This window comes from uncultured Jatrophihabitans sp. (assembly GCF_964252635.1).
Taxonomy (GTDB): Bacteria; Actinomycetota; Actinomycetes; order Mycobacteriales; family Jatrophihabitantaceae; genus Jatrophihabitans.
This window is the reverse complement of sequence record NZ_CAXUNP010000047.1, coordinates 1-25192: the sequence shown is the minus strand read 5'-3', so window position 1 is coordinate 25192 and position 25192 is coordinate 1. Positions and strand designations below refer to the sequence as shown.

The 25192-nt window shown below is 71.3% G+C and carries 24 protein-coding genes and 1 pseudogene; 16 read left to right on the top strand and 9 right to left on the bottom strand.

All coding sequences use genetic code 11. The annotated features are described in order from the left end of the window. Positions 1-314 precede the first annotated feature (314 nt). On the bottom strand, positions 315-875 hold the full coding sequence (locus ACFFCA_RS16955; protein WP_375486910.1) for a TetR family transcriptional regulator: 561 nt from the start codon (positions 873-875) through the stop codon (positions 315-317). A 104-nt stretch (positions 876-979) separates the two neighbouring features. Here ACFFCA_RS16955 and ACFFCA_RS16950 point away from each other — a divergent pair, with 104 nt between their 5' ends. Genes ACFFCA_RS16950 through ACFFCA_RS16925 form a run of 6 tightly spaced genes read left to right on the top strand, consistent with a single transcriptional unit; the run spans position 980 to position 5083 of the window. Further along, a complete protein-coding gene (locus ACFFCA_RS16950) occupies positions 980-1891 on the top strand; it encodes an SDR family oxidoreductase (protein ID WP_375486908.1) in 912 nt (303 codons plus the stop codon). A 29-nt stretch (positions 1892-1920) separates the two neighbouring features. Then, on the top strand, positions 1921-2208 hold the full coding sequence (locus ACFFCA_RS16945; RefSeq protein ID WP_375486906.1) for a putative quinol monooxygenase: 288 nt from the start codon (positions 1921-1923) through the stop codon (positions 2206-2208). Between the two features lie 46 nt (positions 2209-2254). Next, positions 2255-3589 (top strand): PepSY-associated TM helix domain-containing protein, encoded by a 1335-nt coding sequence (locus ACFFCA_RS16940; RefSeq protein WP_375486904.1) that lies wholly within the window; start codon positions 2255-2257, stop codon positions 3587-3589. Further along, on the top strand, positions 3586-3948 hold the full coding sequence (locus ACFFCA_RS16935) for a hypothetical protein (protein WP_375486902.1): 363 nt from the start codon (positions 3586-3588) through the stop codon (positions 3946-3948). The genes ACFFCA_RS16940 and ACFFCA_RS16935 overlap by 4 nt, the downstream gene beginning before the upstream one ends. Next, complete coding sequence (locus tag ACFFCA_RS16930) at positions 3930-4346, top strand: hypothetical protein (protein WP_375486900.1); 417 nt, start codon at positions 3930-3932, stop codon at positions 4344-4346. Before ACFFCA_RS16935 ends, ACFFCA_RS16930 begins: the two co-directional genes overlap by 19 nt. After that, entirely contained in the window at positions 4334-5083 is a 750-nt protein-coding gene (locus ACFFCA_RS16925) for a phosphatase PAP2 family protein (protein WP_375486898.1), read from the top strand. Before ACFFCA_RS16930 ends, ACFFCA_RS16925 begins: the two co-directional genes overlap by 13 nt. On the opposite strand, the gene ACFFCA_RS16920 is transcribed toward ACFFCA_RS16925, so the two are convergent. From ACFFCA_RS16920 to ACFFCA_RS16910, 3 genes are all read right to left on the bottom strand, one after another. Beyond that, entirely contained in the window at positions 5062-6597 is a 1536-nt protein-coding gene (locus ACFFCA_RS16920) for an AMP-binding protein (RefSeq protein ID WP_375486896.1), read from the bottom strand. The genes ACFFCA_RS16925 and ACFFCA_RS16920 overlap by 22 nt on opposite strands. A gap of 158 nt (positions 6598-6755) precedes the next feature. Beyond that, on the bottom strand, positions 6756-7931 hold the full coding sequence (locus ACFFCA_RS16915) for a hypothetical protein (RefSeq protein WP_375486894.1): 1176 nt from the start codon (positions 7929-7931) through the stop codon (positions 6756-6758). Positions 7932-7965: 34 nt separating this feature from the next. Continuing rightward, the gene (locus tag ACFFCA_RS16910; RefSeq protein WP_375486892.1) at positions 7966-9573 is read right to left on the bottom strand and encodes a dolichyl-phosphate-mannose--protein mannosyltransferase; all 1608 of its coding nucleotides are present in this window, start codon (positions 9571-9573) and stop codon (positions 7966-7968) included. Positions 9574-9836: 263 nt separating this feature from the next. Between ACFFCA_RS16910 and rsmI the strand changes: the two genes are divergently transcribed. Next, entirely contained in the window at positions 9837-10700 is an 864-nt protein-coding gene (rsmI, locus tag ACFFCA_RS16905) for a 16S rRNA (cytidine(1402)-2'-O)-methyltransferase (RefSeq protein ID WP_375486890.1), read from the top strand. Positions 10701-10751: 51 nt separating this feature from the next. On the opposite strand, the gene ACFFCA_RS16900 is transcribed toward rsmI, so the two are convergent. Next, a complete protein-coding gene (locus tag ACFFCA_RS16900; protein WP_375486888.1) occupies positions 10752-12443 on the bottom strand; it encodes a protease pro-enzyme activation domain-containing protein in 1692 nt (563 codons plus the stop codon). Between the two features lie 150 nt (positions 12444-12593). Here ACFFCA_RS16900 and metG point away from each other — a divergent pair, with 150 nt between their 5' ends. The 4 genes from metG (at position 12594) to ACFFCA_RS16880 (ending at position 17974) form a co-directional block, all read left to right on the top strand. Beyond that, a complete protein-coding gene (gene metG, locus ACFFCA_RS16895) occupies positions 12594-14393 on the top strand; it encodes a methionine--tRNA ligase (protein ID WP_375486886.1) in 1800 nt (599 codons plus the stop codon). Beyond that, positions 14386-15240: a TatD family hydrolase gene (locus tag ACFFCA_RS16890; protein WP_375486884.1), complete on the top strand. Its 855-nt coding sequence runs from the start codon at positions 14386-14388 to the stop codon at positions 15238-15240. Before metG ends, ACFFCA_RS16890 begins: the two co-directional genes overlap by 8 nt. A 373-nt stretch (positions 15241-15613) precedes the next feature. Continuing rightward, entirely contained in the window at positions 15614-16723 is a 1110-nt protein-coding gene (locus ACFFCA_RS16885; RefSeq protein ID WP_375486883.1) for a transglycosylase family protein, read from the top strand. 78 nt (positions 16724-16801) lie between these two features. Beyond that, positions 16802-17974, top strand: a complete 1173-nt coding sequence (locus ACFFCA_RS16880; RefSeq protein ID WP_375486881.1) for a ubiquitin-like domain-containing protein — start codon at positions 16802-16804, stop codon at positions 17972-17974. An 18-nt stretch (positions 17975-17992) separates the two neighbouring features. Here the strand turns inward: ACFFCA_RS16880 and ACFFCA_RS16875 are convergent, their stop codons facing one another. Next, complete coding sequence (locus tag ACFFCA_RS16875) at positions 17993-18709, bottom strand: SDR family NAD(P)-dependent oxidoreductase (RefSeq protein ID WP_375486879.1); 717 nt, start codon at positions 18707-18709, stop codon at positions 17993-17995. Positions 18710-18772: 63 nt separating this feature from the next. Here ACFFCA_RS16875 and ACFFCA_RS16870 point away from each other — a divergent pair, with 63 nt between their 5' ends. Next, positions 18773-19324, top strand: coding sequence for a TetR family transcriptional regulator (locus tag ACFFCA_RS16870; protein ID WP_375486877.1), 552 nt, complete (start codon positions 18773-18775; stop codon positions 19322-19324). Between the two features lie 10 nt (positions 19325-19334). Here ACFFCA_RS16870 and ACFFCA_RS16865 read toward each other — a convergent pair whose 3' ends face one another. Then, a complete protein-coding gene (locus tag ACFFCA_RS16865; RefSeq protein ID WP_375486875.1) occupies positions 19335-20357 on the bottom strand; it encodes a glycosyltransferase in 1023 nt (340 codons plus the stop codon). 50 nt (positions 20358-20407) lie between these two features. Here ACFFCA_RS16865 and ACFFCA_RS16860 point away from each other — a divergent pair, with 50 nt between their 5' ends. Beyond that, on the top strand, positions 20408-21217 hold the full coding sequence (locus ACFFCA_RS16860) for a hypothetical protein (protein ID WP_375486873.1): 810 nt from the start codon (positions 20408-20410) through the stop codon (positions 21215-21217). 1 nt (position 21218) lies between these two features. Here the strand turns inward: ACFFCA_RS16860 and ACFFCA_RS16855 are convergent, their stop codons facing one another. Then, positions 21219-22136 (bottom strand): 2-hydroxyacid dehydrogenase, encoded by a 918-nt coding sequence (locus tag ACFFCA_RS16855; protein ID WP_375486872.1) that lies wholly within the window; start codon positions 22134-22136, stop codon positions 21219-21221. Positions 22137-22244: 108 nt separating this feature from the next. On the opposite strand from ACFFCA_RS16855, the gene ACFFCA_RS16850 reads away from it, so the two are divergent. From ACFFCA_RS16850 to rnhA, 3 genes are read left to right on the top strand one after another with little or no spacing between them, the layout of a single operon-like run. Continuing rightward, the gene (locus ACFFCA_RS16850; RefSeq protein ID WP_375486870.1) at positions 22245-23642 is read left to right on the top strand and encodes a D-arabinono-1,4-lactone oxidase; all 1398 of its coding nucleotides are present in this window, start codon (positions 22245-22247) and stop codon (positions 23640-23642) included. After that, positions 23639-24481, top strand: a complete 843-nt coding sequence (locus ACFFCA_RS16845; RefSeq protein WP_375486868.1) for a glycosyltransferase family 8 protein — start codon at positions 23639-23641, stop codon at positions 24479-24481. Before ACFFCA_RS16850 ends, ACFFCA_RS16845 begins: the two co-directional genes overlap by 4 nt. Before the next feature lie 13 nt (positions 24482-24494). Continuing rightward, a complete protein-coding gene (gene rnhA, locus ACFFCA_RS16840; protein WP_375486866.1) occupies positions 24495-24935 on the top strand; it encodes a ribonuclease HI in 441 nt (146 codons plus the stop codon). Positions 24936-24941: 6 nt separating this feature from the next. Here the strand turns inward: rnhA and ACFFCA_RS16835 are convergent. Continuing rightward, a pseudogene (locus ACFFCA_RS16835) lies at positions 24942-25192 on the bottom strand (hypothetical protein); the annotation flags it as partial.

The following is a 25192-nucleotide window of genomic DNA, read 5'->3' as shown; positions in this document are numbered from 1 at the left end:
CCTCCGGACATGCCCGCCGAGGACACGCTCGGGCTGATCCGGGCCGGCGCCGACTGGCTGCGCGCCGAGGCCGGAGGGCGCCCGGTCGTGGGGGGGGGCGGCGGCCCCCCCCAGCGCGGCGCCGCCCCCGCCGGGGGCGGGGGGCCCCGGGGGGCCGGCGCGGCGGGCGGGGGCCGACGTCTGCGTACCGACCACCGTCTCCCTGAGGTCGAGCACCCTCGTCCTTCAGGTGATCGACTCGCGTTCAACCGGGCTGCAGCCCTGCAAAACGCGTGTCGATCACGACCGCGGCGGCCCTGCGGTGTGCGTGTCGGTCAGCGCCGGGGCTCGGTCACCGCCCGCAGTTGGGTGAACGCCTCGCGCAGCGTCTGGGGCAGACCGGTGTCCCCCGGCCCGGCGACCCATCGGTCGAACGCCACGCGGAAGACGCCGACGCCCGTCTCGGCGGCCAGGCTCGCGGTCAGGGCGTCGACGCCCGACGCGCCCAGTTCCGCGGCCAGTCCGTCGGACCACGCGGCCAACTTGCCACGCTCGCGTTCCTGCAGGTCGGGGTGCGCGGCGATGATCGTCTGGCGCCGGCTCGAGAGTTCGTGGTCGCCGCCGATGAGCTCGGCGACCACCTCCAGGGCGGACGCCACGGCATCGAGGGGCGGCGCCGTGGTATCGAGCGCGGCGGTCAGCCCGACCGCAAGCTCCTCGGAACCGGCGAACAGGATCTCGCGCTTGTCGGCGAAGTACCGGAAGAACGTGCGCGCCGTGAGCCCGGCGCGGGCGGCGATGTCGGCGACGGTGGCCTGCTCGTACCCGCACTCGTCGAACAGCTCCATCGCCGCCTGCCGCAGCCGACCGCGCGCGTCGGGTTCCCATCGACCCATGGCCGCAGTGTAGTGATGACACAGCCTGACATGAGGGTGTACGGTGATGTCACATCATGACATCACGGTGCTGCGGCCCGTGCCCACCATCTCTGGAGGTCCTCATGCGCGTCTTCGTCACCGGAGCATCCGGCTGGATCGGGTCGGCCGTCGTGCCCGAACTCCTTTCCGCCGGGCACGAGGTGCTCGGCCTGGCCCGCTCGGACCGTTCGGCCGACACCGTCACCGCGCTCGGTGCCCAGGTGCACCGCGGCTCGCTCGACGACGTCGCCTCGCTGCGGGCCGGTGCGGAGCAGGCCGATGGGGTGGTGCACCTGGGCTACCACCACGACTTCTCCGAGATGGCCGAGGCAGCTCGCCTGGACCGGCAGGCGATCGACGCCATGGGCGACGTGCTGGCCGGGACGGACGGGCCGCTGATCGTCGCGGCCGGCGTCCTCGGGGTCGGCGATGGCCGGGTCGCGACCGAGGACGACCGCCCCGATCCGTCCGTCCACCCGCGGGTCGCGAACGCCGCCTTCGCGCAGGGGTTGGCCGACCGCGGGGTGCGGTCGTGCGTTGTCCGGTTCGCACCCACCGTGCACGGCCACGGCGACCACGGCTTCGTGGCCACGCTCGTCGACCTGGCCCGTCGCTCCGGCTTCGCGGGTTACGTTGACGACGGCGCCAACCGCTGGCCGGCGGTGCACCGCGCGGACGCGGCGACCCTCGTCCGCCTCGCCGTCGAAGGGGCGCCGGCCGGCTCGGCGCTGCACGCCGTGGCCGAGGAGGGCGTACCGGCGCGCACGATCGCCGAGGCGATCGGCCGCTCGCTCGGCGTGCCGGCTCGATCCGTCGCCGCGGACGCCGCGGCCGAGCACTTCGGCTGGATCGGCGGCTTCTTCGCCATGGACTCGGCGGCCTCGAACGCCCTGACCCGGGAGCGGCTGGGCTGGTCGCCGACCCACCCCGGAATCGTCGAGGACATCGACGCCGGCGCCTACGCCGACGTCGAACCGCATTCGACCGCGAGCTGATTCCCAGGACGACGTCCTAGGGTCGCGGCATGATCGTCATCGCCGGACCTCTCTACGTCGACCCCGCCGAACGCGGCGAGTACCTCGCCCGGACCTTCGACGTCGCGGTGCAGGCCCGAGCCGCGTCGGGGTGCCTCGACTTCGTGCAGGCGCCCGACCCGGTCGACCCGTCGCGGATCAACGTCTTCGAGGTGTGGGAGACCGACGACGACGTGCAGCGCTTCCGGGCCGGTGGGTTCGAGCCCGATCGCGCCCTGCCGCGCATCGTGCGGGCCGACGTGCAGCTGTACCGCATCGCCGCGATCGAAGCGCCGTAGCACCCGCACGTCCGCTCGAAGTTAGGCATGGCTAACCTAACTGCCCGTGACCGATGCTGCGTTGCCCATCCGACCCGCCACCGCGCCCACCGCCGCGCCGGACATCGCCACGAAGGACCCGGCGCCGTCGCGCCCGTCTGCGGCACGTGGCGCGCTGCGGGGGTGGTGGCGCCGGCGTCCGGTCCACCGGGGCCTGGTCCTGCTGCACCGCTGGCCGGGGCTCGTCCTGGGGCTGCTGCTCGTGGTCGAGTGCACCTCCGGGGCGGTGCTGCTCTACGACGCGGAGATCTTCCGGGCCACCAACGGTGGCCTGTACCGCCACACCGCCGCGGCCTCGCCGATCACCCCCGACCGCGCGGTCGCCGTCGTCAAGGCGGCCCACCCCGGCTTCGACGCCATCTGGGTGGCGGAGGACAAGGGCGTGCTCGTCGTCGGTGACCCCGCCTATCACACGCAGTGGTTCGTCGACCCCGGCACCGGACGCATCAACGGCCACGGCAGCCTCGACACCGGGTTCATGGGGCTGCTCGTCAACCTGCACGACTGCGCCTTCAGCTGCGAGGGCTACCCCGGCTACCAGCCGTGGTTCGACGTCGAGGTGTGGAAGGCCGGCCCCACCTTCCTCGACGGCATCACCCGCGGCGGGCTGATCCTGGGCGTCGTCGGACTGTCGCTGATCCTGCTCGTGGCCACGTCGGTCAAGATCTGGTGGCCCGGTCGCAAGCGGCTCAAGCAGCGTCTCGTCGTCCGGCGTGGACGGGGGCGGTTCGCGCGCGACTACGACCTGCACAACGTCATCGGCGCCGTCGCGTTGCCCTTCCTGCTGATGTGGGGCATCACCGGCGCGGCCTTCGAGTTCCCCGTCGTCGAGAACACCTGGTTGGCCCTGACCGGCGGCGACAAGCCCGCCACCGAGACGTACGCGGTGACGCCGAACCCGGCCGCGGCGGGCCGGCCCCGCATCACCACGGCCCAGGCCACCGACGCGGCACTGGCCGAGGTACCCGGACGGGTGAGTTTCGTCGGCCTGCCGACGAAGGACGCGCCGTACTACGAGGTCGACATCATCACCTCCTACGCCTCGTCGGAGCACCGGGCGATCTACCGCGGTGACGCATACGTCTACCTCGACGCGCACGACGCGACGAACGTCCACGTCGCCGACGAGGGAACCGGGCCCGCCGCGAACCGCTTCTACGACAAGTACCTCGAGCCGACGCACTTCGGCTGGAACGTCAACGCGTGGTGGCGAGCCGTCTGGGCCGTCCTCGGGCTCGCGCCGCTCGCCCTGATGGTCACCGGGGTGTCGACGTGGTGGTTCCGCCGCGGGGTGCGCAGGCGTCGCGAGCGGGCACGCGCCGAGCGGCGGACGGCCGCGTGATCGACGCCCTGGCCCTCGCGATCACCGTGGCCTGCCTCGGTACCGCGACGCTCGTGCTGGGGCAGGCCGGAACCGGAACGTTCCGACGGCAGCGGCTGTCACCCTGGCTGGCGACGATCCAGCTGGCGGTCGTCGTCCAGGCGCTGCTCGACGTCGTCGGCCTCGCGCGCGGCCACCGTGTACCGGAACCGGCGACCCATCTCGCCTACCTCGTGGTCGGGCTGGTGGTCGTTCCGCTCGTAGCGGCCGAGACGCGTCGCGACGACGGACGATGGGCGGCGGTGCTCGTCGCCGTCGCCCTGCTCGTGCTCGCTGTCGTCGTGGTGCGAATGGAGACGACGTGGCGGGCCACGGCCTGAGTACGCCCGGGTCGCGCCGGAGGGTCGACGCCACCACGGTGCTGCTCCGGGTCTACGCGCTGTTCGCGGTGGCGGCGGGTGCACGCAGCACCGTCCAGCTCTCGCTCCACGCCGGGCGGGCGCCCCTCGCGTACGTGCTGTCCGCCGTCGCGGCCCTGGTGTACGCGGCCGGTCTCATGCTGCTGCGGCGGGCGCGCGCGGGTGGGCCCACCCGGCCGGCCGTGGTCTGTGCGCTCGTCGAACTGGCCGGCGTCCTCGGCGTGGGGACGGCGAGCCTGCTGGCCCCGGCGGGGTTCCCCGACGCGACCGTCTGGTCCGGCTTCGGCGCCGGGTACCTGTGGATCCCGTTGGTGCTGCCCCTCGCTGCGCTGGTCAGGCTGCGATCATGGCGGGTGTGACCGGCCCGCTGCTCTCCCCGGCGTGGCGACGGCGTGCGCGGGTGGTCGCGTTGGTGGGGCTGGCCGTGTTCCTGGCGCTGGCCGTGCTGACCTTCCACGGCCGGTCGACCTCCGTCGACTCGTGGGTGTTCCGGAAGTTGCCGGGGCTGATCCGGCCGCAGACGGCGTCGTTCCTGCTGCAGTTCACCGAGCCTGCCGTCTCGGTCGTGCTGCTGGCCCTGCTCGTGGTGCTGGCAGCATCGGCCCGTCGGTTCGACGTGGTGGTGCTGGCGGTGGTGGCGCCGGTCCTCGGGACCCTGCTGGCCTCCGACGTCGCCAAGCCGCTGATCCACCGCACCCTGTTCGACGGCACCGTCGGCAGCTTCCCGAGCGGCCATCAGACCGGCGTGACCTGCACGGCCACCGTGCTACTGGTCGCCTTCGGGCAGCTGCCGCTGCACCGCGCCGCGCGGTACGTGCTCGCCGGTGTCCTGCTGGTCTGGGTGGTGATCACCGCCGTCGCCCTGACCCGCTACTACTACCACTACGCCACCGACACCCTCGGGGCGATCGGCCTGTCCGTCGCCGTCGTCCTCGGCCTGTCGACGCTGCTGGACCGCGTGGGAGCCCGGTGGGCACGTCCGGGTCCGGCGCCGGCGACACCCCGACCGCGGCCGAGGCCGGGTCCGGCGCGACGCTCGACGCCCCAGCGCCGCCGGCCCCGGCCGCCGGTGGATCAGTTGACGCCACGCCCCTGATCACGCCAGAACGGCTCGCGCAGCTTGAACTTCTGCAGCTTGCCGGTGGCCGTGCGCGGCAGCTCGTCCATGAACTCGATCCGCTTCGGGCACTTGTAGCCGGCCAGGTTGGTGCGGCAGTGCGCGATGAGCTCCTCGGCGCTGACCTCGCCGCCGTCGGTGACCACCAGCCCGGTGACGAGCTCGCCCCACTTCTCGTCGGGGATGCCGATGACGGCGACCTCCTTCACCGCGTCGTGCGACATCAACGCGTCCTCGACCTCGATCGACGACACGTTCTCGCCGCCGGAGATGATCACGTCCTTCTTGCGGTCGGAGATGACGACGTAGCCGTCGTCGTCGAGGTAGCCGCCGTCGCCGGTGTGGAACCAGTTGCCCTGCTGCACGGCCGCGGTCTCGTCGGGCTGCTCCCAGTACGCCTCCAGGTTGGTGTTGGACTGCGCGAGGATCTCACCGTCGCTGTCGACCGCCATCCGTACGCCGAGGGCAGGCGCACCGGCGCGGCCGAGGTGTTGTGCCCGTTCGTGGGTGCTCAGGTCGTCCCACTCGGCGCGCGATCGGTTGATGGTCAGCAGGGGAGAGGTCTCGGTGAGTCCGTAGATCTGGATGAACTCCCAGCCGAGCTCGTCCAGCACGCGTTCGATGGTGCGGGTCGGCGGCGGCGCTCCCGCGACGATGATGCGCACGCGGTCGCGGCCCGGGATCTCGCCGTCCCAGCTCTGCGCGCCCTCGAGAGCGGCCGAGATGACGGCGGGGGCCGCGCACATCACGGTCACCCCGTGTCGCTCGACGCGGCGCAGGATCTCGGTGCCGTCGACCTTGCGCAGCACGATGTGCTCGGCGCCGACGCCGGTCATCGCGTACGGCATGCCCCACCCGTTGGCGTGGAACATCGGCAGCGTGTGCAGGTACACGTCGCGGTCGCTGATCGTGGTGTGCAGGCCGAACACGGTGGCGTTGAGCCAGAGGTTGCGGTGCGTCAGCTGGACGCCCTTGGGCCGGGCCGTCGTGCCCGACGTGTAGTTGATCGTCGCGGTGGCGCCCTCGTCGGGTTCGGCCCACGGGCGTGGCTCGGTGTCGGGCAGGAAGAGGTCGTCGTCCTCGCCGAGCACGAAGCGGTGCCGGACGCTGTCGCCGAGCGCGTCCAGCACGTCCTTGCGGTCGGGGTCGACGTAGACGACCTCGGAACCCGAGTGCTCGACGATGTAACGGATCTCCGACAGCGAGAGCCGGAAGTTGACGGGCACCAGGACGCGACCCCAGCCGGAGACGCCGAAGAACGAGGTCAGCAGCCGCGCCGAGTTCTGCGACACGACGGCGACGCGGCCGCCGGTCGGCACGTCCAACGCGTCGAGCTTCGCGGCCTGCGCGGCCGCCAGCTCACCCAGACGGCGGTAGGTGACCTCGCCCAGGCTCTGCGCGGGCTGGTCGGGTTCGTCCACGACCGCGACGCGGTCCGGATACACCTGCACCGCGCGGTCCAGGAAGTCGCGCACGGTCAGCGGGTAAAACATGCCGTCGTCCTCACGTCGTCGCTCGGTCCAGCCTCCAGGGCGTGGTCGGTTCTGGGGCCGTCACTCTCACTGTTGCAGATCGTTCGGGCAAAGAGAACGGCCCGGAAGGACGGTGTCCTCCCGGGCCGTGGCTCGGTGTCGTGCGGTTGCCGGTCGGCTCAGCCGGCCACGCGCTGACGGGCCTGCTGGGCGTAGTCCTGAGCGGCGTCCCGGGCGGCCTTGGCCTGCTTGGCGACCGTCGGGCCGTACTCGTCGGCGTAGTCCTTCGCGACGTCCCGGGCGGCCTTGGCCCCGGTGCTGACCTTGTCGGCGACGACGGGCGCGTACTGGTCGGCCACGTCCTTGGCGGCCTTGACGCCGGTGCTGACCTTGTCGGCGACGACGGGCGCGTACTGGTCGGTGTAGTCCTTGGCGACGTCGACGGCCGCCTTGGCCTTGCCGGCCACGACCGGCCCGTACTCGTCGGCGTAGTCCTTGGCCGTGGCCCTTGCCTGCTGCGCCTTGTCGGCCACGACGGGACCGTACTGGTCGACGGCGTCACGGGCGGCGTCCTTGGCCGTCTTGGCCGCGGTGGTCACCCGGTCCAGGACGACGGGGCCGTACTCGTCGACGGCACCGCTGATCGCGGCGATCGCGGTCTGCGACGCCGCGGCGGCATTGCCCTGCAGGTCGGAGCCCTTGGCGGACTTGGCCTTCTTGGACGCCTTCTCACCGGCCTTGCGCGCGTTCTTCTCCGCCTTGTCGGCCGCCTTCGCCGCGCGGCGCGACAGGTCGTGTCCGGCGCTGCGCGCAGTCTCGAGCGCGTTGGCCCGTGCCTCGGCCCGGGCCTTCTTCGCGGCCTTCTTGTCCTTGCGGCTCTGCTTGCCCTGCTTCTTGCCCGCGCGGCCGGCCTTGACCTGGACCTTCTTGTCGTGGGCGGGCTCAAGCAGGCCGTCGGCGATGAGGCTGACCCCGATGCCGAACATCCAGATGTCCTTGGCGATCGGGACGCCCTGGTGGGTCGGCCGCGGGTCGTTCGGCTCGTGCATGCCGGGGGTGTTCCAGTAGATGTTGAGCAACGCACCCGAGAAGGTCGCGAGGCCTGCCCCGGCAACGACGGGCGACACGAAGGGGGCCAGCAGCGCCCCGCCGATGACGAGCTCGCTGGCCGCAACGCCCTTGACGAACAGCTTGGGATCGATCTTGCCGACGAATCCGTAGGTGCCCGATGTCAGTCCGTGCAGGCCCTTGGCGGTCTCCTCGTCGGCCTTGAGCTTGCCAAGGCCGCTGTTGAGGATGAAGGCGCCGGTGGCGACACGGACGGGGGCGCGGCGCAATTTCGCCGACAAACTCATGGGCTGGTCCTCCAGAGGGATCGAGTTCTCGGGGTCATACCCACGACGGTAGCCACATATGCGCGTGCCATTCGCTGTAGGTCAGCAGCCCGCCGGTGAACAGCGGCCACATCCAGACGAAGTCGGCGACGACGAGTCCGAGGTAGGTGCTGATGCCCGCGATGCCCCACGCGCGCCGACGATCGGCGCGCAGGAAGTGCTCGCCGGTCGGCAGACCGCGCAGCGCCGGCCCGAGCATCGTGCCGAGGGCCAGCGTCAGCCCGATGATCAGGAACGGGACGAGTGGGGCCATGTAGAACAGGAACGCGGTGCGGCTGAGGTCCTGGAACCACACGAGCCACCCGGCGATGAACGCGACCCATACCGCGCCGGCCCGCCAGTCGCGGGTGGTGATCCAGTGCCACGCCAGCCATAACAGCATCGGTACGAAGGCCCACCACATCAACGGGGTGCCGATGAGCAGGATCTCGCGCGAGCAGGTCGTGGCCCCGCACGTCTTCTCGGCGCCGTTGTAGTAGAAGTCGACCGGGCGGCCCAGCACGAGCCAGCTCCACGGGTTCGACTGGTAGGCGTGCGGGCTGCTCAGGCCCTCGTGGAAGCTGTACGCGTCGTGGTGGTAGTTCAGCAACGACCGCAGCGGCCCCGGCAGCCACTGCAGGTACCACGGTGAGTGATGGGTGTCCGCCCAGTGCCGGTTCCAGGAGTTCTCGCCGGTGAACCAGCCGAGCCAGCACAGCAGGTAGGTGGCCAGCGGGACCAGCACCAGCGAGCCGAGGCTGGGCAGCACACTGCGGTAGAGCCAGCTGCCGGCCGGGCGCCGGACGCCGGCGGCCTTGAGCGCGGACCGGTCCCAGACGATCGACAGCAGCCAGAAGAGGACGAAGAACGACAGCGCCGTCCACTTGACGCCACCCGCCGCGCCCATCATCACCCCGGCGACGAGCCGCCACGGCCGAGGGCCGAGCGACGGGGCGGCGTCGGACAGGTCGGCGCCGTCGGCGATCAGCCCGGCCAGGCGCGCGCGCACCTTGTCGCGGTCGATGACCAGGGCGCCGAACGACGCGATGATGAAGGTCTGCAGGAAGATGTCGAGGATCGCGGTGCGGGCCAGGACGAGGGACATGCCCTCCATGGCCATCAACAGGCCGGCGATCCCGCCGAACAGGTTCGAACGCATCATCCGGCGCACGATGCGGGTCAGCATGATCACGCCGAGCGTGCCCGCGACCGCCGGGGCGATGCGCCAGCCGATGGAGTTCGTCAGGTACTCGCTGCTCTTGCCGTCCCAGAGGTACTCCGATATCGCGATCAGCCACTTGCCGAGCGGCGGGTGCACGATGAACATGTAGCCGCGGTTGTCCTCGTAGCCGTACCGCAGCAGCTCCTGCGCCTCGGTGGCGTAGTAGATCTCGTCGAAGTTCATGCCGTTCTGCGGCACGACGTTCTTGCCGGGCGGTGAGCCGAGCGCCCAGAAGCGCGTAAAGCCGGCGATGATCGTTATGGCCAGCAGGATCAGCCGTCCGACCAGCGGATGCGGGTCGTGCCACGGCGCGAGGCTGGCCGGCACCGGGTGGCGGCGCCGGGGCGGGGGTGGCGGGTCGTCGGGCGCGGCGTCGGCCGGTGCCTCGAGCGTCGCCGTCACGGGGCCGATAGTAGAGGGACAAGGCTGGCCGGAGCCTGGCGACGTCGACCCCCCTTGATGATCACGTCCTCCCGCTGGGTTGCCGGTCCGGCGCCCGGATGATCGGGTCTTCCTCCGGGCTTGCCGGTTTCCTGTGTCCGACCGGCAACGCGGAGGGAAAACGTGATCGGGATCCGGTCGGCGAACAGCACGAGCGGGAAGCGGGCGGCGAGCAGGCCGAGGACGTGGGCCCGGGCCGTCGTCGGCCAGTAGCGTGCATCGGCGTGGACGACGACGGGGCCGGCGGGCGGGTCATCCTGGCCGCGACCCCGATCGGCCAACCGGGGGACGCATCCGTGCGCCTGCGCGAGGCCCTGGCCACCGCCCCGGTGCTGGCGGCCGAGGACACCCGACGGCTGGCGCGCCTGTGCCGCGACCTGGGCGTCGAACCGCAGGGCCGCGTCGTGTCCTTCTTCGACGCCAACGAGACCGGCCGCGTGCCGCAGCTGCTCGACGCGCTCCGCGCGGGCCAGGACGTCCTGGTCGTCACCGACGCCGGCATGCCGTCCGTGAGCGACCCGGGATACCGGCTCGTGGCGGCCGCGGTCGAGGCCGGCTTCGCGGTGACCTGCCTGCCCGGCCCTTCGGCAGTGACGACGGCGCTCGCCGTCTCGGGGCTGCCCGTCGACCGGTTCTGCTTCGAGGGTTTCCTCCCGCGCAAGGCCGGCGAGCGACGTCGCACCCTCGAATCGCTGGCGACCGAACCACGCACCCTGGTCGTGTTCGAGGCCCCGCACCGCCTGGCCGACGCCCTGGCCGACCTCGTCGCCGCCTTCGGCCCCGAGCGTCCGGCCGCGGTGTGCCGCGAGTTGACCAAGACCCACGAGCAGGTGCTGCGCGGCACCCTGGCCGAGCTGGCCGACTGGGCCCGCGGCGACGTCCGCGGCGAGATTTGCGTCGTTGTCGGCGGCGCCTCGCACGACAAGCAAGCTCCGGGCCCGCGCGACCTCGCCGATGAGGTCGCGCGACGGGAGCAGGCCGGGCAACCGCGCAAGGAGGCCATCGCCGAGGTCGCGCGGGCCCATGACGTGCCGAAGCGGGCCGTGTTCGACGCCGTGGTGGCGACGAAGCACGACCCGCTCCGGTGAGGCAGCGGCCCGGCCCTATCCGGACCGGACAGGGCTGGTTCAGCTGGGCACTCAGCTCAGCTTGGACGACAGGGTCTGGACGTCCCAGCTGCCGAGCCCGGTGGTGAAGTCGTAACCGGGCAGGGCGGTGTACACCCCGTTGGCGCCGAGCGTGATGTCGTGGAAGCCCGGCACGGCCGTGGTGGGCAGCCCCTTCTGCGTCGCCGTGTAGTAGTTGTAGAGCTTGGGCGGCGCGAAGCCCAGGTTCGTGCTGTGCGACGCGAGGATGCGCGTCCACAGCCCCATGGCCAGCGGGGAGGCCAGGCTGGTGCCGCCCACCGTCTCGGTCGTGGTGGCGCCGTCGGTCGTCGCGTAGATGTTCGCGCCGGTCGTCGGGTCCGCGTCGAAGGCGACGTCGGGGACGCCGCGCAGACCGGCCGTCGCAACCGGGTTCACGGTGCTGGTCCAGTACGGGGCGGTCTCGACGGGGGAGACCCCGCCGCCGCCGGCGTTCCACGCGATCTCGCTCTGGTAGGCGTTGGCCGTGCTGGCCGCCAGGGTGGTGCCGCCGACGCCCAGGACGTACGGGGACGAGGCGGGGTAGGAGGTGTCGGTCGGGCCGCTACCGGGCACGCCGTTGGTCGGCGCCACCGGGCACGAGCTGCCGGTGTCACCCGAGGACGCGAAGAAGGTCTGACCCTGCGCGGCGGCCTCGGCGAACGCGATGTCGTCGACCGTCATGGCGCCGGTCAGGTACGGCAGCACGTCGCACTCGCCCAGCGACGCGTTCGCCGAACGGGCCTCGTTGCGCGCCGCGAAGTCGTTGATGGACCGCGCGAGGTCGGAGTCGGTCAGCGACGTGGAGATGTAGAGGTAGAGCCGCGACGCGTTCGGCGCGATGCCCGTCGAGGTCTGGGTGTCGAGGTTCCACTCGACCGCGCCTGACGTGTCCGGGCTCTTGACGCCGGAGTACCGCATCGTGACCGGGATCTGCGGCAGGCCCTGCTTGGCCTCGGCGATCCGCAGGTCCCTGACGGTCTGGGTCAGGTCGCCCTGCGCGATGACGGCGAGCGTCGTGCCCGTGCCGGGCTTGGTCGTCCCGGAGTGGTAGACGGTGTTGTACTCCTTGGGGTAGAAGCCGGTCAGCTTCGGCAGGCCCGGAACGGTGGGCGCGCCGGCCGACGGCCGCAGCTTCGGGCCGAGCGTCGACAGGCCGAGCACGCTGCTCACGGCGCCCGACAGCGACGTCGGCACCTGCGCGGCAGCGGTGTTGGCCAGCACCGTCTTCCCGGCCTGGGTGTAGCGCGCGATGTGGGTGTTGAACGCCTTCTGGGCCTGCGCGACGGTGGCCGTCGCGGTGACCTGCAGGCGGTTGCTGGCCACGGTCACGCCGCTCATGCCCTGCGACACCAGGTAGCTGCGGACCGCGTCGGCCGTGGCCGAGGTGGCCGCGAACTGCGAGGTGAACTGCGCGGGGGTCAGGTAGTGCCGGTACTGCGCGGTGCCCGGGGTGGCCTGCTGCCTGATCAGGGAGTCCAGGGCTGCGCGGTTGCGCGGTGCCAGCCCGACGGTCAGCTGCAGGGGCTGCGTCGACGGCGCGGCACCGAGGGCGGTGGCGTTCAGCAGCGACAGGGCCTTGGTCGCCGTGGGCGACCACGCGGGCGTCGCCTGCGCCGATGGACTCAGGGCCACCGCTGCCGCGCCGGCGAGCAGGAACGCCGCCCCCGTTGCGATGACCTTCGGACGAACACCGGACGGTGCCATGAGCACTCCTCACGCGGTCGGGCCCGGTGTCACCGGGCCGATAGGCGGCTCAACGAGGAAGTGACTCGTCGGTAACGTCCGCTCGTGCTCGGCCTAACACCTACCGAACGCGTGGAAAACGGGACCGGCCACCGTCACTAGGCTGGACGGGTGGCTAACCAGTACGTCTTGACCGCTCCGGCGTGGCCCTACGCCAACGGGCCGCGACACATCGGGCACGTCGCCGGGTTCGGGGTTCCGGCCGACATCTTCTCCCGCTACCACCGCATGGCCGGCGATCACGTGCTGATGGTCAGTGGCACCGATGAACACGGCACCCCCATCCAGGTGCAGGCCGACCGGGAAGGGGTCAGCGCCCGCGAACTCGCCGACCGCAACGCCCTCGTCATCGCCAAGGACCTGCAGTCGCTGGGGTTGTCCTACGACCTGTTCACCCGCACGACGACGGCCAACCACTACGCGACGACGCAGGAGATCTTCCTGGGCCTGCTGAGGAACGGCTACATCTTCCCGCGGACCCAGCTCGGTGCGATCAGCCCGTCGACCGGGCGCACCCTGCCCGACCGCTACATCGAGGGCACCTGCCCGATCTGCGGCTACCCCAGCGCGCGCGGCGACCAGTGCGACAACTGCGGCAACCAGCTGGACCCCATCGACCTCATCAACCCGGTCTCACGGATCAACGGCGAGACCCCGACCTTCGTCGAGACCGAGCACTACTTCCTCGATCTCGCCGCGTTCGGCGAGGTGCTGGCCGGCTGGCTGGGTGCGCAGACGCACTGGCGGCCCAACGTCCAGCGGTTCTCGCTGAACCTGCTCGACGACCTCAAGCCCCGGGCGATCACCCGCGACCTCGAGTGGGGCGTGCCGGTCCCGCTCGACGGCTGGCGCGACCGGCCCGACAAGAAGATCTACGTCTGGTTCGACGCCGTCATCGGCTACCTGTCGGCGTCGATCCAGTGGGCCCAGCTGCGCGGCGAGCCCGAGGCGTGGCGGGCGTGGTGGCAGAACCCGGAGGCGCGCGCGTACTACTTCATGGGCAAGGACAACATCGTCTTCCACAGCGAGATCTGGCCGGCCATGCTGTTCGGCTACTCCGGGATCGGTGCCAAGGGCGGCGAACCGGGCCGGCTGGGCGCCCTAGACCGCCCGCACGAGATCGTGTCGAGCGAGTTCCTCACCATGGAGGGCCGCAAGTTCTCCTCCTCGCGCGGCGTGGTCATCTACGTCCAGGACCTGTTGTCGCGCTACGACGTCGACGCCCTGCGCTACTACCTGGCCGTCGCCGGCCCCGAGAACCAGGACACCGACTTCACCTGGTCGGAGTTCGTGCGCCGCAACAACGACGAGCTCGTCGCGGGCTGGGGCAACCTCGTCAACCGCACCATCTCCATGACGGCCAAGAACCTCGGGTCGATCCCCGGCCCCGGCGAACTCACCGACGGCGACCGCGACCTGCTCGCCCAGTCCGAGGCCGCCTTCGGCACCGTCGGTGAGCTGCTCGGCCGCAACCGGCAGAAGGCCGCGATCTCCGAGGCCATGGGCGTCGTCGCCGCCGCGAACAAGTACCTGTCCGACACCGAACCGTGGAAGCTCAAGAACAGCGACCCGGAGCGCATGGCGTCGGTGCTGCACGTGGTGCTGCAGGTCGTCGACGACGCCAAGACGCTCCTGACCCCCTTCCTGCCCTCGTCGTCGGACACGATCCACGGCCTGCTGCGCGGCGACGGCCCGTGGGCCGCGATGCCGCAGCTGCGCGAGCTCGACGAGCCGACCGCGGCCGGTACCCCGTCGTACTCGGTGTTGACCGGCGACTACGACACCGGCGCACGCTGGGCCTCGACGCCGATCGAGGTCGGTCGCCCGCTGGCCCCGCCGACGCCGGTGTTCACGAAACTGGATCCGTCCGTGGTCGACGAGGAACTGGCCCGGCTCGCGCCCGGTGAGTGAGCCGCAGCGCCTCGACGAGCAGCGCATCGAGCCGCTGCCCGGGCCGGTGTTCGACGCGCACACGCACCTGGACGCGATGGCCCAACGGGCCGAGACGGAGCCGTCCGACGCGTTCGTGGCCGGGGCCATGGCGCAGGCCCGCGACGTCGGCGTCGTGGCCGCGATCACCGTCGGCGACACCGTCGCCTCATCACGGTGGTGCGTGGCCGCGGCCGGCGCGCACCCGGACGTCTACGCCGCCGTGGCCGTGCACCCCACCGAGATCGACGGGCTGGACGACGCCGGCTACGCGGTGCTCGAGACCCTGGCCCGGGACCCGCAGGTCGTGGCCGTCGGGGAGACGGGTCTGGACTACCACTGGGACCGCACCACCCCGGCTGCGCAGCAGGAGCACTTCCGGCGCCACATCGACCTGGCCAAGCGGGTGGGCAAACCGCTGATGATCCACGACCGGGAGGCCCACCGGGACGTCCTGGACATCCTGCGTGCCGAGGGTGCCCCGGAGCAGGTCGTGTTCCACGCCTTCTCCGGCGACGCCGCCATGGCCCGGGAGTGCGTGGACGAGGGTTACACGCTCTCCTTCCCCGGCGTCGTCACCTTCCGCAACGCACCCACCCTCCGGGAGGCCGCGGCCGTGGTCCCGTCGGCGCACCTCCTCGTCGAGACCGACGCGCCCTTCCTGACCCCGCACCCGCTCCGCGGGCGGCCGAACGCGCCGCGTCTGCTGCCGCTCACGGTGCGTGGGCTGGCCGCTGCTGCGGGCGTCAAGGTCGACGAGCTGTGCGCCGCGGTGGCCACGAACGGCCGCCGGCTCTTCGGCATCGACCTGGCCCCGTCACCGCACTGAGTCGCGGCATCGACCCGCCCGACCCGGTTGTCCGTGGCCCGAAACACACGTGCTTGCAAAATCTCGCGGGCCAATTTTGTTAGTTCGGTCCTCGGACATTTCCGTAACCCTCCAGCGTCACTCAAGACAGACCCACACAGCCACCGGATCGTCGGGGCCTCGCGCCGTGAGGGTGCCTCCGCTTCCGGGGCAGTTCAGGGCGCCGGAGCCCACGAGACGGGCCTGAGGACGGCCGGCATTCGTCGGGGGACCCTGGCAAACCCGACATTTCGCTCATCTGCGGTTTGGTTGCACCCGAATCGACTCGTTACGTTGTCGTGACCAGCCGACGTGCTGCCCCCAGCAGCGCCGGTGACGTGAGGAGTTCTCCGTAGTGCATCGCAGTGTCAAGTACGGGCTGTGCGCCGCCGTCGCGGCCGGCCTCGTCGGCGGGATCACCGCCTTCGCCACCGCCTCCAGTGGTACCCCGGTCACCGTGACGGTCGACGGCCAGAGCACGAAGGTCACGACCGGAGCCGGCACCGTCAAGGGCGCCATCAAGACCGCTGGGTACCGCATTCACCCCCACGACCTCGTGGCCCCCGGCCCGTCGACGAAGATCAAGAAGGGTTCGACGATCGTCCTGAACCGCGGACGGTTGCTGCACCTGGTCGTCGACGGTCAGCGCAAGGACGTCTGGACGACGGCCCCGACCGTCGCCGCCGCGCTGGCGCAGCTCGGCTACACCACCGCGGACTTCGTGTCTGTGTCCCGCTCGCGCCGCCTCCCGCTGTCGCCCACCTCGATCGCCGTGCGCCAGCCGAAGCACGTCACCGTGTACCACGACAAGTTGGTGGACCGGGCGGTGTCGACCGAGCCGACCGTCGCGGCCGTCCTGACCAGCCTCGGCGTCACGACCGCCAGCGCCGACCGGGTGACTCCTGCGGCGAGCACGCCGATCACCGAGGGCCTGTCCATCCGCGTCCAGCGGGTGACATCGAAGAAGATCGTCAAGCACGTCAGCACCGACTACCCGGTGGTGAAGCGTTCGGACTCCTCGATGTACGAGGGGAACACCAAGGTCATCACGCGCGGCAAGGAGGGCAACACCGACGTCACCTACGAGATCGTCTACGTGGACGGCAAGCAGACGTCGAAGAAGGTCGTCTCGCGATCCGTGGTGAGCGCGCCCCGGACGCAGGTCGAGAAGGTCGGCACGAAGCACCGCCCCAAGCCGAAGGTGAGCCACGCCGCGACGCACAGCAACGGCCTGAACTGGGACGCCGTCGCGTCGTGTGAGTCCGGTGGCAACTGGCACATCAACACCGGTAACGGCTTCTACGGGGGCCTGCAGTTCGACATCGGCACCTGGGACTCCAACGGCGGCGGCCAGTACGCCTCCCGTCCCGACCTGGCCTCGCGGGATCAGCAGATCTCGGTGGCCACCACCTTGTACAACAAGCGCGGCTCCAGCCCCTGGCCGGTCTGCGGCGCCAATCTCTGATCCCGCCCGAACCCACGGCGACATCGACCTGCAGCAGTGCATGAGCTGCGGGCCAGGAAGTCTTGAGGAGTTTCGTCAGTGCTGAGAAGCGTGAAGTACGGCCTGAACGGCGCCGTTCTGGCCGGCCTGGTCGCCGCGCCGTTGGTGTGGACCTCGATCGACAAGGACGTCCACCTCTCGGTGGACGGCAAGACGACCACCGTGTCGACGACGGCCAGCAACGTCGGCCAGGTGCTGCGGGGCCAGAACTACGTCGTCGGCCAGCACGACCTCGTCGCGCCCGCACCGAAGTCCGCGGTCAAGGACGGCATGAAGGTCGTGCTGCGGCACGGACGGTTGCTGCACCTCGACATCGACGGCACCAGGAAATCGGTGTGGACGACGGCGTCGACCGTCCAGGAGGCGCTGTCCCAGCTCGGCTACACGACCGCGGACTTCGTCTCCGTGTCCCGGTCGCGGCGGCTGCCGTTGAGCCCCACCAGCCTGGCGATCCGCACCCCGAGGGTCGTCACCGTCGTCCATGACGGCAAGACCGAGCGGGTGTCGACCACCGACGCCACCGTGGCCCAGCTGCTCGCCGACCTGAACGTGAAGCTCAACCCCAAGGACCGGATCTCGACCCAGCCCGACGCGCCGCTGTCGGCCGGTCAGGTCGTCACCATCCAGCGCGTCGGTCAGAAGACGCTCGTGCGCACCGTGTCCGTCGACTTCAAGGTCATCCGCAAGGCCGACGCCACCATGTCGGCCGGCAAGACCAAGCTGCTGACGCAGGGCAAGAAGGGTTCGATGAAGATCACCTACTCGGTGGTCTACGTCGACGGCAAGGCTGCGGCCCGCACGAAGCTGTCGAGCCGAACCGTGTCCGCACCGCGCAACCAGGTGCTGGCGGTGGGCACGAAGCAGAAGTCGGCCTACGACGCGCGGGGCAAGGTCTCGGTCGGCGCCCCGACGCCCGGCTCGGCCAAGGCGATCGCCAAGGAGCTGCTGGCCAAGCGCGGCTGGGGCGACGATCAGTACTCGTGCCTCGTCCAGATGTGGACGCGGGAGAGCGGCTGGCGCACCAGCGCGGCGAACCCGAGCGGCGCCTACGGCATCCCGCAGGCCCTGCCCGGCTCGAAGATGGCCTCCGCCGGACCGGACTGGCAGACGAACGCCGAGACGCAGATCAAGTGGGGCATCGGCTACATCGCCGCCCGCTACAACACGCCGTGCGGCGCGTGGAGCTTCTGGCAGGCCCACAACTACTACTGACCGGTCGCAGGGCGGGCGTCACCACGCGACGGTGGCTCCCGCCTGGTCGAGGAACTGCAGGCCGCCGTGGCCGGCGTTGGCCTCGATGGTGTCGATGACGCCTCGAGTGCTGGCCTCGACGGTGAGCGGTGCGTCGGCCCCGCCCATCTCCGTCCGCACCCAGCCCGGCGCCGTCAGCAACAGCGTGCGCGGGTCGTCGGGGTGCCGGGCGGCGTAACTGCGCATCAGCTGGTTCAGCGCCGCCTTGCTGGCGCGGTAGATCTCCCAGCCGGTCACGCGGGTGTTGTTGGCGACGCTGCCCTGCCCGGACGACATGACGGCGATGGTGCCGGTGGGCCGGACCAGGTCTTGGAAGCGTTCGACGAACTGCATCGGACCCAGCGCGTTGGTCAGCATCACGCGCTCGAACGTTGCGGGGGTCACGTCCGCGACGGTCTCCCACCGGTCGTGCGCGGTGCCGGGGTTGACGAGCAGCAGGTCGAGTCCGGTCGCGTGCGCGACGCGCTCGTGCAGCGCGCGCACCTGGTCGGCCTCGGTGATGTCGACCGTCTCGATCGTCAGTCCGTCCACCCCGCCGCCGGCCAGGTCGTGCAACGGCGTGCGCGTCGCGCTGCGCACCGTCGCGACGACGTGCCAACCCCGCTCGAGCAGGCGCTCGGTCAGGCCGAGACCGATGCCCCGCGACGCCCCGACCACCAGCGCGGTCCGCCGGGTTCCGTAGGTCGTGTCCGTCATGATCGTCTCCTTCGCTCTACGTCTGTTGAGCCAACTCTACGGCCTTCGCTCACCATCGGTAGAGTGAGCGTTGTGACCGCGGACGGGAGCCGGGCCGCCAAGCGGGCGGAGAGCTCGCGGCGCATCCTCGCCGCGGCCCGTGAGGAGTTCGCGGACAAGGGCTACGACGGAGCCACCATCCGCGCCATCGCCGCGCGGGCCGGCGTCGATCCGTCATTGGTGATGCAGCACCACGGGAACAAGGCCGCGCTGTTCACCAGCGTCATCCGGTGGGCCGAGGCCGACCGGGCCGACCTCGACGCCCACCTCCGCGCCGTGATCGACAAGCGGATCGCCGGTCTGCCACCGGAGATGGACGCCCTGGTGCGCTCGATGCTCACCGTGCCGGAGGCGACCGAGGCCATGCGCGACCACCTCGACGAGCGCGCCGCGTCGCTCGCTGCCGCGCTGGAGGGGGAGGACGCGCAGCTGCGTGCCGCGCTGATCGTGAGCGGCATCCTGGGCCTCACTGTCGCGCGCCACTTCCTCCGGCTGCAGGCGTTCGACGACGCCTCCGACGAGGACGTCGCCCGCGTGGCCCAGCAGTGGATCACCACTGGTGCCGCCGGCGACTGAGCCGGCGGGATCAGCCGGTCAGGTGGAAGCCGGGTGCCAGCCGGTCGAGCCATCGGGCGGGGTGGACGGCCGTGGTGGCCGAGGCCGGTCTGCGCATCACGCCCTCGAGCGCTGGGACGAGCGCGGCCCGCGTCACGTCGGGGCTGTGGCGTTCGAGGACCCACGACCGGTTCTGCTGCGACGTCTCGGCCAGCTCGTGCCGCCTCGACAACAGGTCGGCCACCCGGTCGACGAGCAGCAACGGCCGCTGCTCCGCCACCGGCCACGCCCCGGGAGCCTCGAACAGCTCACGACCGCCGCCGCCGTCGTAGCCGGTGACCAGACAACCCGCAGCGAGCGCCTCGGCGATCGGCAGCCCGAACCCCTCCGAGTGTCCGAGAGCCACGAAGACGGTCGCCCGGCCCAGCACGGCAGCGACCTCATCCCACTGCTCGTCCGACAGCGGGTGCAGGGTCGTGCCCGCGGTTCGGGCGTCCTCGCGCAGCAACCGCTGCAGCAGCGCGGACTCGTGCGGGCGCTTGCGCGAGAACCACGCCACGGACGCCTCGCCGGCCGCCCTGGGCCGGAACCGATCCACGTTCACCGGGTTCGGGACGACGGTCACCTCGGTGCGCGGCGACAACGCACGCAGCACGTCCCGACTCTCGCGAGAGACGGTCCAGACGGCGGGCTCGGCCGACCAGTCGGGAAACGGTCCGTCGGCCGTCGAGGCCGCGGCGAAGGTGAAGAAGTGGTTCTGGTTGAAGATGACGGTGCGGCCTCCCGGTGCCGGATCCTGGCCCGGAACGACCGGCACCTCGGGCACCACGAGAACGTCGTCCGCAGCGAGCGGCTGCGTCGGACCGACCAGCGTGGGCACGGCCGCGTCGAACCAGGACGGCGGTCCGCCGGGGCCCGGCACCCAGAGCGACGCGTCGTACCCGGCCTCCCGCAGCAGCCGCACGTGCTCGCTCATCACGTGGACGCCGCCGCTGCGTCGCGTCGTCGCAAAGGTGGCGTAGACGATCCGTGCCGGACCGACCGGGATACTCATCCGCGCAAGCTACCAACGGGCCGACGCCGGTCCGCGACGTTAGGCGACCCGTGACCTCCCCCGCCCCCTCGACCGTGTCGGTCCTGATCGCCGTACCCGCGTACGGCGCGCGCCGGCTCACCGACGGCGTCCTCGCCGACCTGGTACGCGACCCGGCCCCACTGCTGCCCGACAGCCGCATCGTCGTGATCGACAACGCCGGCGACTACGTCCCCGTCGTGACCGACGAGCGCGTGTCCGTCCACCGCCCGGGCACCAACCTGCGGTGGCTCGGCTCGGCCAACTGGGCCTTGGCCTCGGCCGCCGAGCACGGCGAGCAGGTCTGCATCGTCCTGAACAACGACACCCGCCTGTCGCACGACTTTGCGTACTGGCTGACGACCACGTTTGCGGACTGTCCCGGTACGGCCGTCGCCGCCGCGTGTTACGACGACTTCTGGCTGCACCAGCGGGCGCACCGGATCCCGGCGGACGCCCACGACTACGTCGGACGGCACGCCTACCGGCAGGTGCCGTTCTGCGACGGCACCGCGATCGGGTTCGACGTGCGCGTCGCCGCCGAGCTCGGCGGGTTGGACGGCGACGCGTTCCCGCAGCAGGGCTACGGCGCGGATCTCGACTACGCCCTGCGGGTGCGCGCAAACGGGTACCGGTGCGTGGTCACCGACGCCGCCTACGTGCACCACGAGCGGCGCGGCACCATGAGCCTGCTGCCCGAGGAGACCGGCGAGCACCACCGGCGCGAGATCCTCACGGGCCTGGACGCCAACTGGGGCCCACGGTGGCGTCCGCTGGCCGGCCTGTCCGACGCCGCGTTCCCCGCCCACAACCTGGTCAGCGCGGCGGACTGGTACGCCTAGCTCAGTAGTCCCCGTCGACCACGTTGATCAGCTGCTCCCCGGCGACGTGGCGCTGCAGCTGCTCGCGGACGAGCGCGAACGCGCGGGCCCCTGAGGCCGCGACGTTGCCCGCCGCGTGCGGGGTCAGGACGAGGTTGGGCGCCCGCCACAGCGGGTGCCCCTGGGGCAGGGGTTCGGGCTCCACGACGTCCAGACCCGCGCGCAACCGTCCGGACTGCAGCTCGGCCAGCAGGGCGTCGGTGTCGACGATCTTGCCGCGGGCGACGTTGACGAGGATCGCATGGTCGCGCATCCCGGCCAGGAAGTCGGCGTCGACCATGCCTTCCGTGCTCGAGGTCAGGGGCAGCGTCAGCACCACGGCGTCGGCGTCGGGCAGCAGGTCGGGCAACTCGTCGGTGGCGTGCACCCCGTCGCGGGCGGAGTGCGCGACGAACACCGGGTCCGCGCCGAAGCTGCGCAGTCGGACTGCGGTCTGCTCGCCGAGGTCGCCGGCACCGACGATCACGACCCGCTTGTCGCGCAGGTCGTCGGCACCCAGGGACTCCCAACGGCCCTGCTGCTGCTGGGCGAGGAACTCGGGGAGACGGCGCTGCAGCGCCAGCAGCATCAGCAGAACCAGCTCGGCGACAGCCGTGCCGTGGACCCCGCGGGCGTCGCACAGGGTGACGCCGTCGGGAACGCGACCTGCGACGTCCTCGACGCCGGCGCTGGTCAACTGGACGACCTTGAGGTTCGGCATGGCCTCGAACGCATCGTCGAGGCTGCTGGCGTCCTCGACCTGGGGGACCCAGAACTCGGTGCGCGCGAGCCCGGCCGGGCGCTCGGCGCCACCGTCCCAGGTGATGATCTCGACACCGTCCGGTGCCGGGCCGAGCAGGTCCACGGCGTTGGCGTCGGGAAGGCATGCGACGAGGCTCATGTCAGCCAGCGTAGGCCGCTCGCGAGGGGGGCACGTACGCTCGAAGAGCCCGTCCGGAAAACCCCCAGGACGGCGGTTGATCTCGCTTCCGGGCCCTGGGGAGTGGACATGGCACAGCAGCACCGCGCGTACCCAACCCGGGTGCCGGACCGCGTCGAGGACGACGGACGGTTGCACAACTGGGCCCGCAACGCGACCCTGGGCCGCGCCGGTTCGCTGACCGTCCCGGCCGACGAGGACGAGCTGCGGGCGTTCCTGGGCGCGACGTCGGGCACGTCCCGGATCCTCGGCACCCGGATGTCACCGGGCCGGATGATCGAGGCCGTCGACGGCGGCGGTGCGTTGATCGACGTGCAGTTGCTGAGCGGTCTCGTCGCGCTGACGCACGACAGTGCCACCTTCGGCGGGGCCACATCGCTGCAGGAGGTCTACGACGTCCTGTCGGGCCACGGCCGGATGCTGCCGTCGTCGCCCGGCGTGATCGCTACGCAGACGCTGGCCGGCGCGATCTCGACCGGTACCCACGGCCAGGGTCTGCAGCAGGGATCGATCGCCGACGCCGTGCGCGCCGTCCGCCTCGTCCTGGCCGACGGGTCGGTGCGCGAGTTCGGGGAGGACGACCCGAGGTTCCACGCCGTCGCGCTGGGACTCGGCTCGCTGGGCGTCATCACGCGCGTCACCCTGCGGACCGAGCCGTCGGTGATCTACTCGTGCCGGAAGTACGCGGTCGACGCCGACGATCTCGAGGCCCGGTTCGAGGGGTGGAACCGGGACAGCGCTCTGCTCAAGGCGTGGTGGTTCGTGCAGGAGGGCCAGGTCCAGGTGTGGTCGGCGCGGCCGGCGGGCGAGGCCGACGTCCGTCGCTACCACGCCGGCGGCGACGAGTTGATCGAGGAACAGGTGTCGACGGACGCCATGAACGAAGCGGTCGAGCAGACGTTGGGACGGATGCGTGACGACGCCCGGACCGCGGACGCGGACTACACGCCGTTCCGCACGGTGACGCGTTTCCGGGACTTCGCGGACGTCACGGGTGACGTCTACCAGGTGTTCTGCCGGGGCATCCCGGCCCCGCAGATCAACGTCGAGATCGCCGTCCCGCTGGCGCGCGCCGCCGCCGCGATCAGCAAGATCAAGAAGTGGTACGCCGACACGCAGCCCCGGCTGCACTACCCGATCATCCTGCGCTGCACGGGTCCGTCGGCAGCCTGGCTGAGCCCCGCACACGGGCAGGAGACGTGCTACTTCGGCTTCGTCGTGTACTACGCGGAGGACGGGTCGCTGCCCGCCGAGGGCGAGGCCTTCCTGCGTCAGGTCGAGAAGCTGTTGGCCGCCGAGGGCGGCAGGCCGCACTGGGGCAAGTACTTCGACGAGTCGCTCTACGACTGGACCGCGCTGTACCCACGGTGGCGCGACTTCGCCCGGGTCCGGGCGGCTCTCGACCCCGGCCGGCGGTTCGGCAACACCTTCACCACCGCGCTGTTCGACGGGCCGAACCGTCCGTGAACGCGTGGGTCACCCTGCTGACGCAACCGGACTACCTGCCCGGCGTGCGCACGCTGCGGGCGTCGCTGACGCGGGTCGGTACGCGCTACCCACTGCTCGTCATGGTCACGGCCGCCATCGACGGCCCGGCCCGGCAGGTGCTCGAGGACGACGGGTGTCTCGTACGCGAGGTCGAGCCGCTGCGACCCGTCTCGGACGACGGCAAGGGCTACGCGAACGCCCGTTTCGCCGAGGTGTGGACCAAGCTCAGGGCGTGGGACCTGACCGACCTCGAGCGGGTCGTCGTCCTCGACGCCGACATGCTCGTCGTCGCGCCCATGGACGAGTTGTTCGACCTCGACCTGGGGCCCGGTGCGATCGCGGCCTGTCACGCCTGCCGCTGCAACCCCAATCGGATCGCCAGCTATCCGGCCGACTGGACGCCGGAGAGCTGCGCGTACACCTATCTCGCGGCGGGCGCGGGCCTGCCGCAGTCGATGTCCGCGTACCTCAACGGCGGCCTGCTCGTCCTGCGACCCGACCACGAGGTGTTCGAGGACATGGTCGCGCGGCTGTCGGGCCTCGACGACCTGTCGGGCCATCCGTTCGCCGAACAGGACTTCCTGAACGACTACTACCGCGGCCGGTGGGTGCCGCTGTCCTACGGCTACAACGCGCTCAAGACCCTGCCCTTCCAGCACCCGGCGCTCTGGGACCCTACGGCGGTGAAGAACATCCACTACATCATCGACAAGCCTTGGCAGGGAGGGCTTGCGCCGACGGACCGCTACCAGCCGCTGCATGCGCTCTGGTGGGACGTCGCGGCCGACGTGCCGATCGACCCGGTGCCCGTCACATGAGCGCAGGGCCGGCATGAGCGCGCCGGCGGTGACGATCTACACCGACGGCGCGTGCAAGGGCAACCCCGGACCGGGTGGCTGGGGAGCCTGGCTGACCAGCGGCGACCACAGCAAGGACCTGTTCGGCGGCGAGGCGCTGACGACGAACAACCGGATGGAGCTCACGGCCGTCATCGAGGCCCTCACTGCGCTGAAAGGTGCGAGCGAGGTGCAGCTGTACACCGACAGCCAGTACGTGCGGCAGGGCATCACCACGTGGATCCACAACTGGAAGCGGCGCGGGTGGCTGACCACGGACCGGAAGCCGGTGAAGAACGCCGATCTGTGGCAGGCGCTCGATGCGGCGACGCAGCGCCACCGCATCGAATGGCACTGGGTGAAGGGCCATGCCGGCGACGTCGGCAACGAGCGCGCCGACGCCCTCGCCAACCAGGGCGCTGCGGCCTACGGCTGAGGCCACTCAACGGGAACGGACGGACGGGTCGAGCTGCACCGGATAGCCGGCCCGCAGTACCGCCAGCGTCCCCGGGGGCGTGCGCACCGGTGCGTCGCCGCGGGCCGGTCGGCGCCGGGCCGCGCCGTAGCCGTAGGACGCGTCGTCCCACGCGACCAGCCGGTCGTAGACGTCGAGGGAGAGCCCCCCGGCGTCGACGCCGACCGCCCCCCGCGGCCCCACCCTCCCACGCAGCCCCGGCACCCCGCCGCGCGACC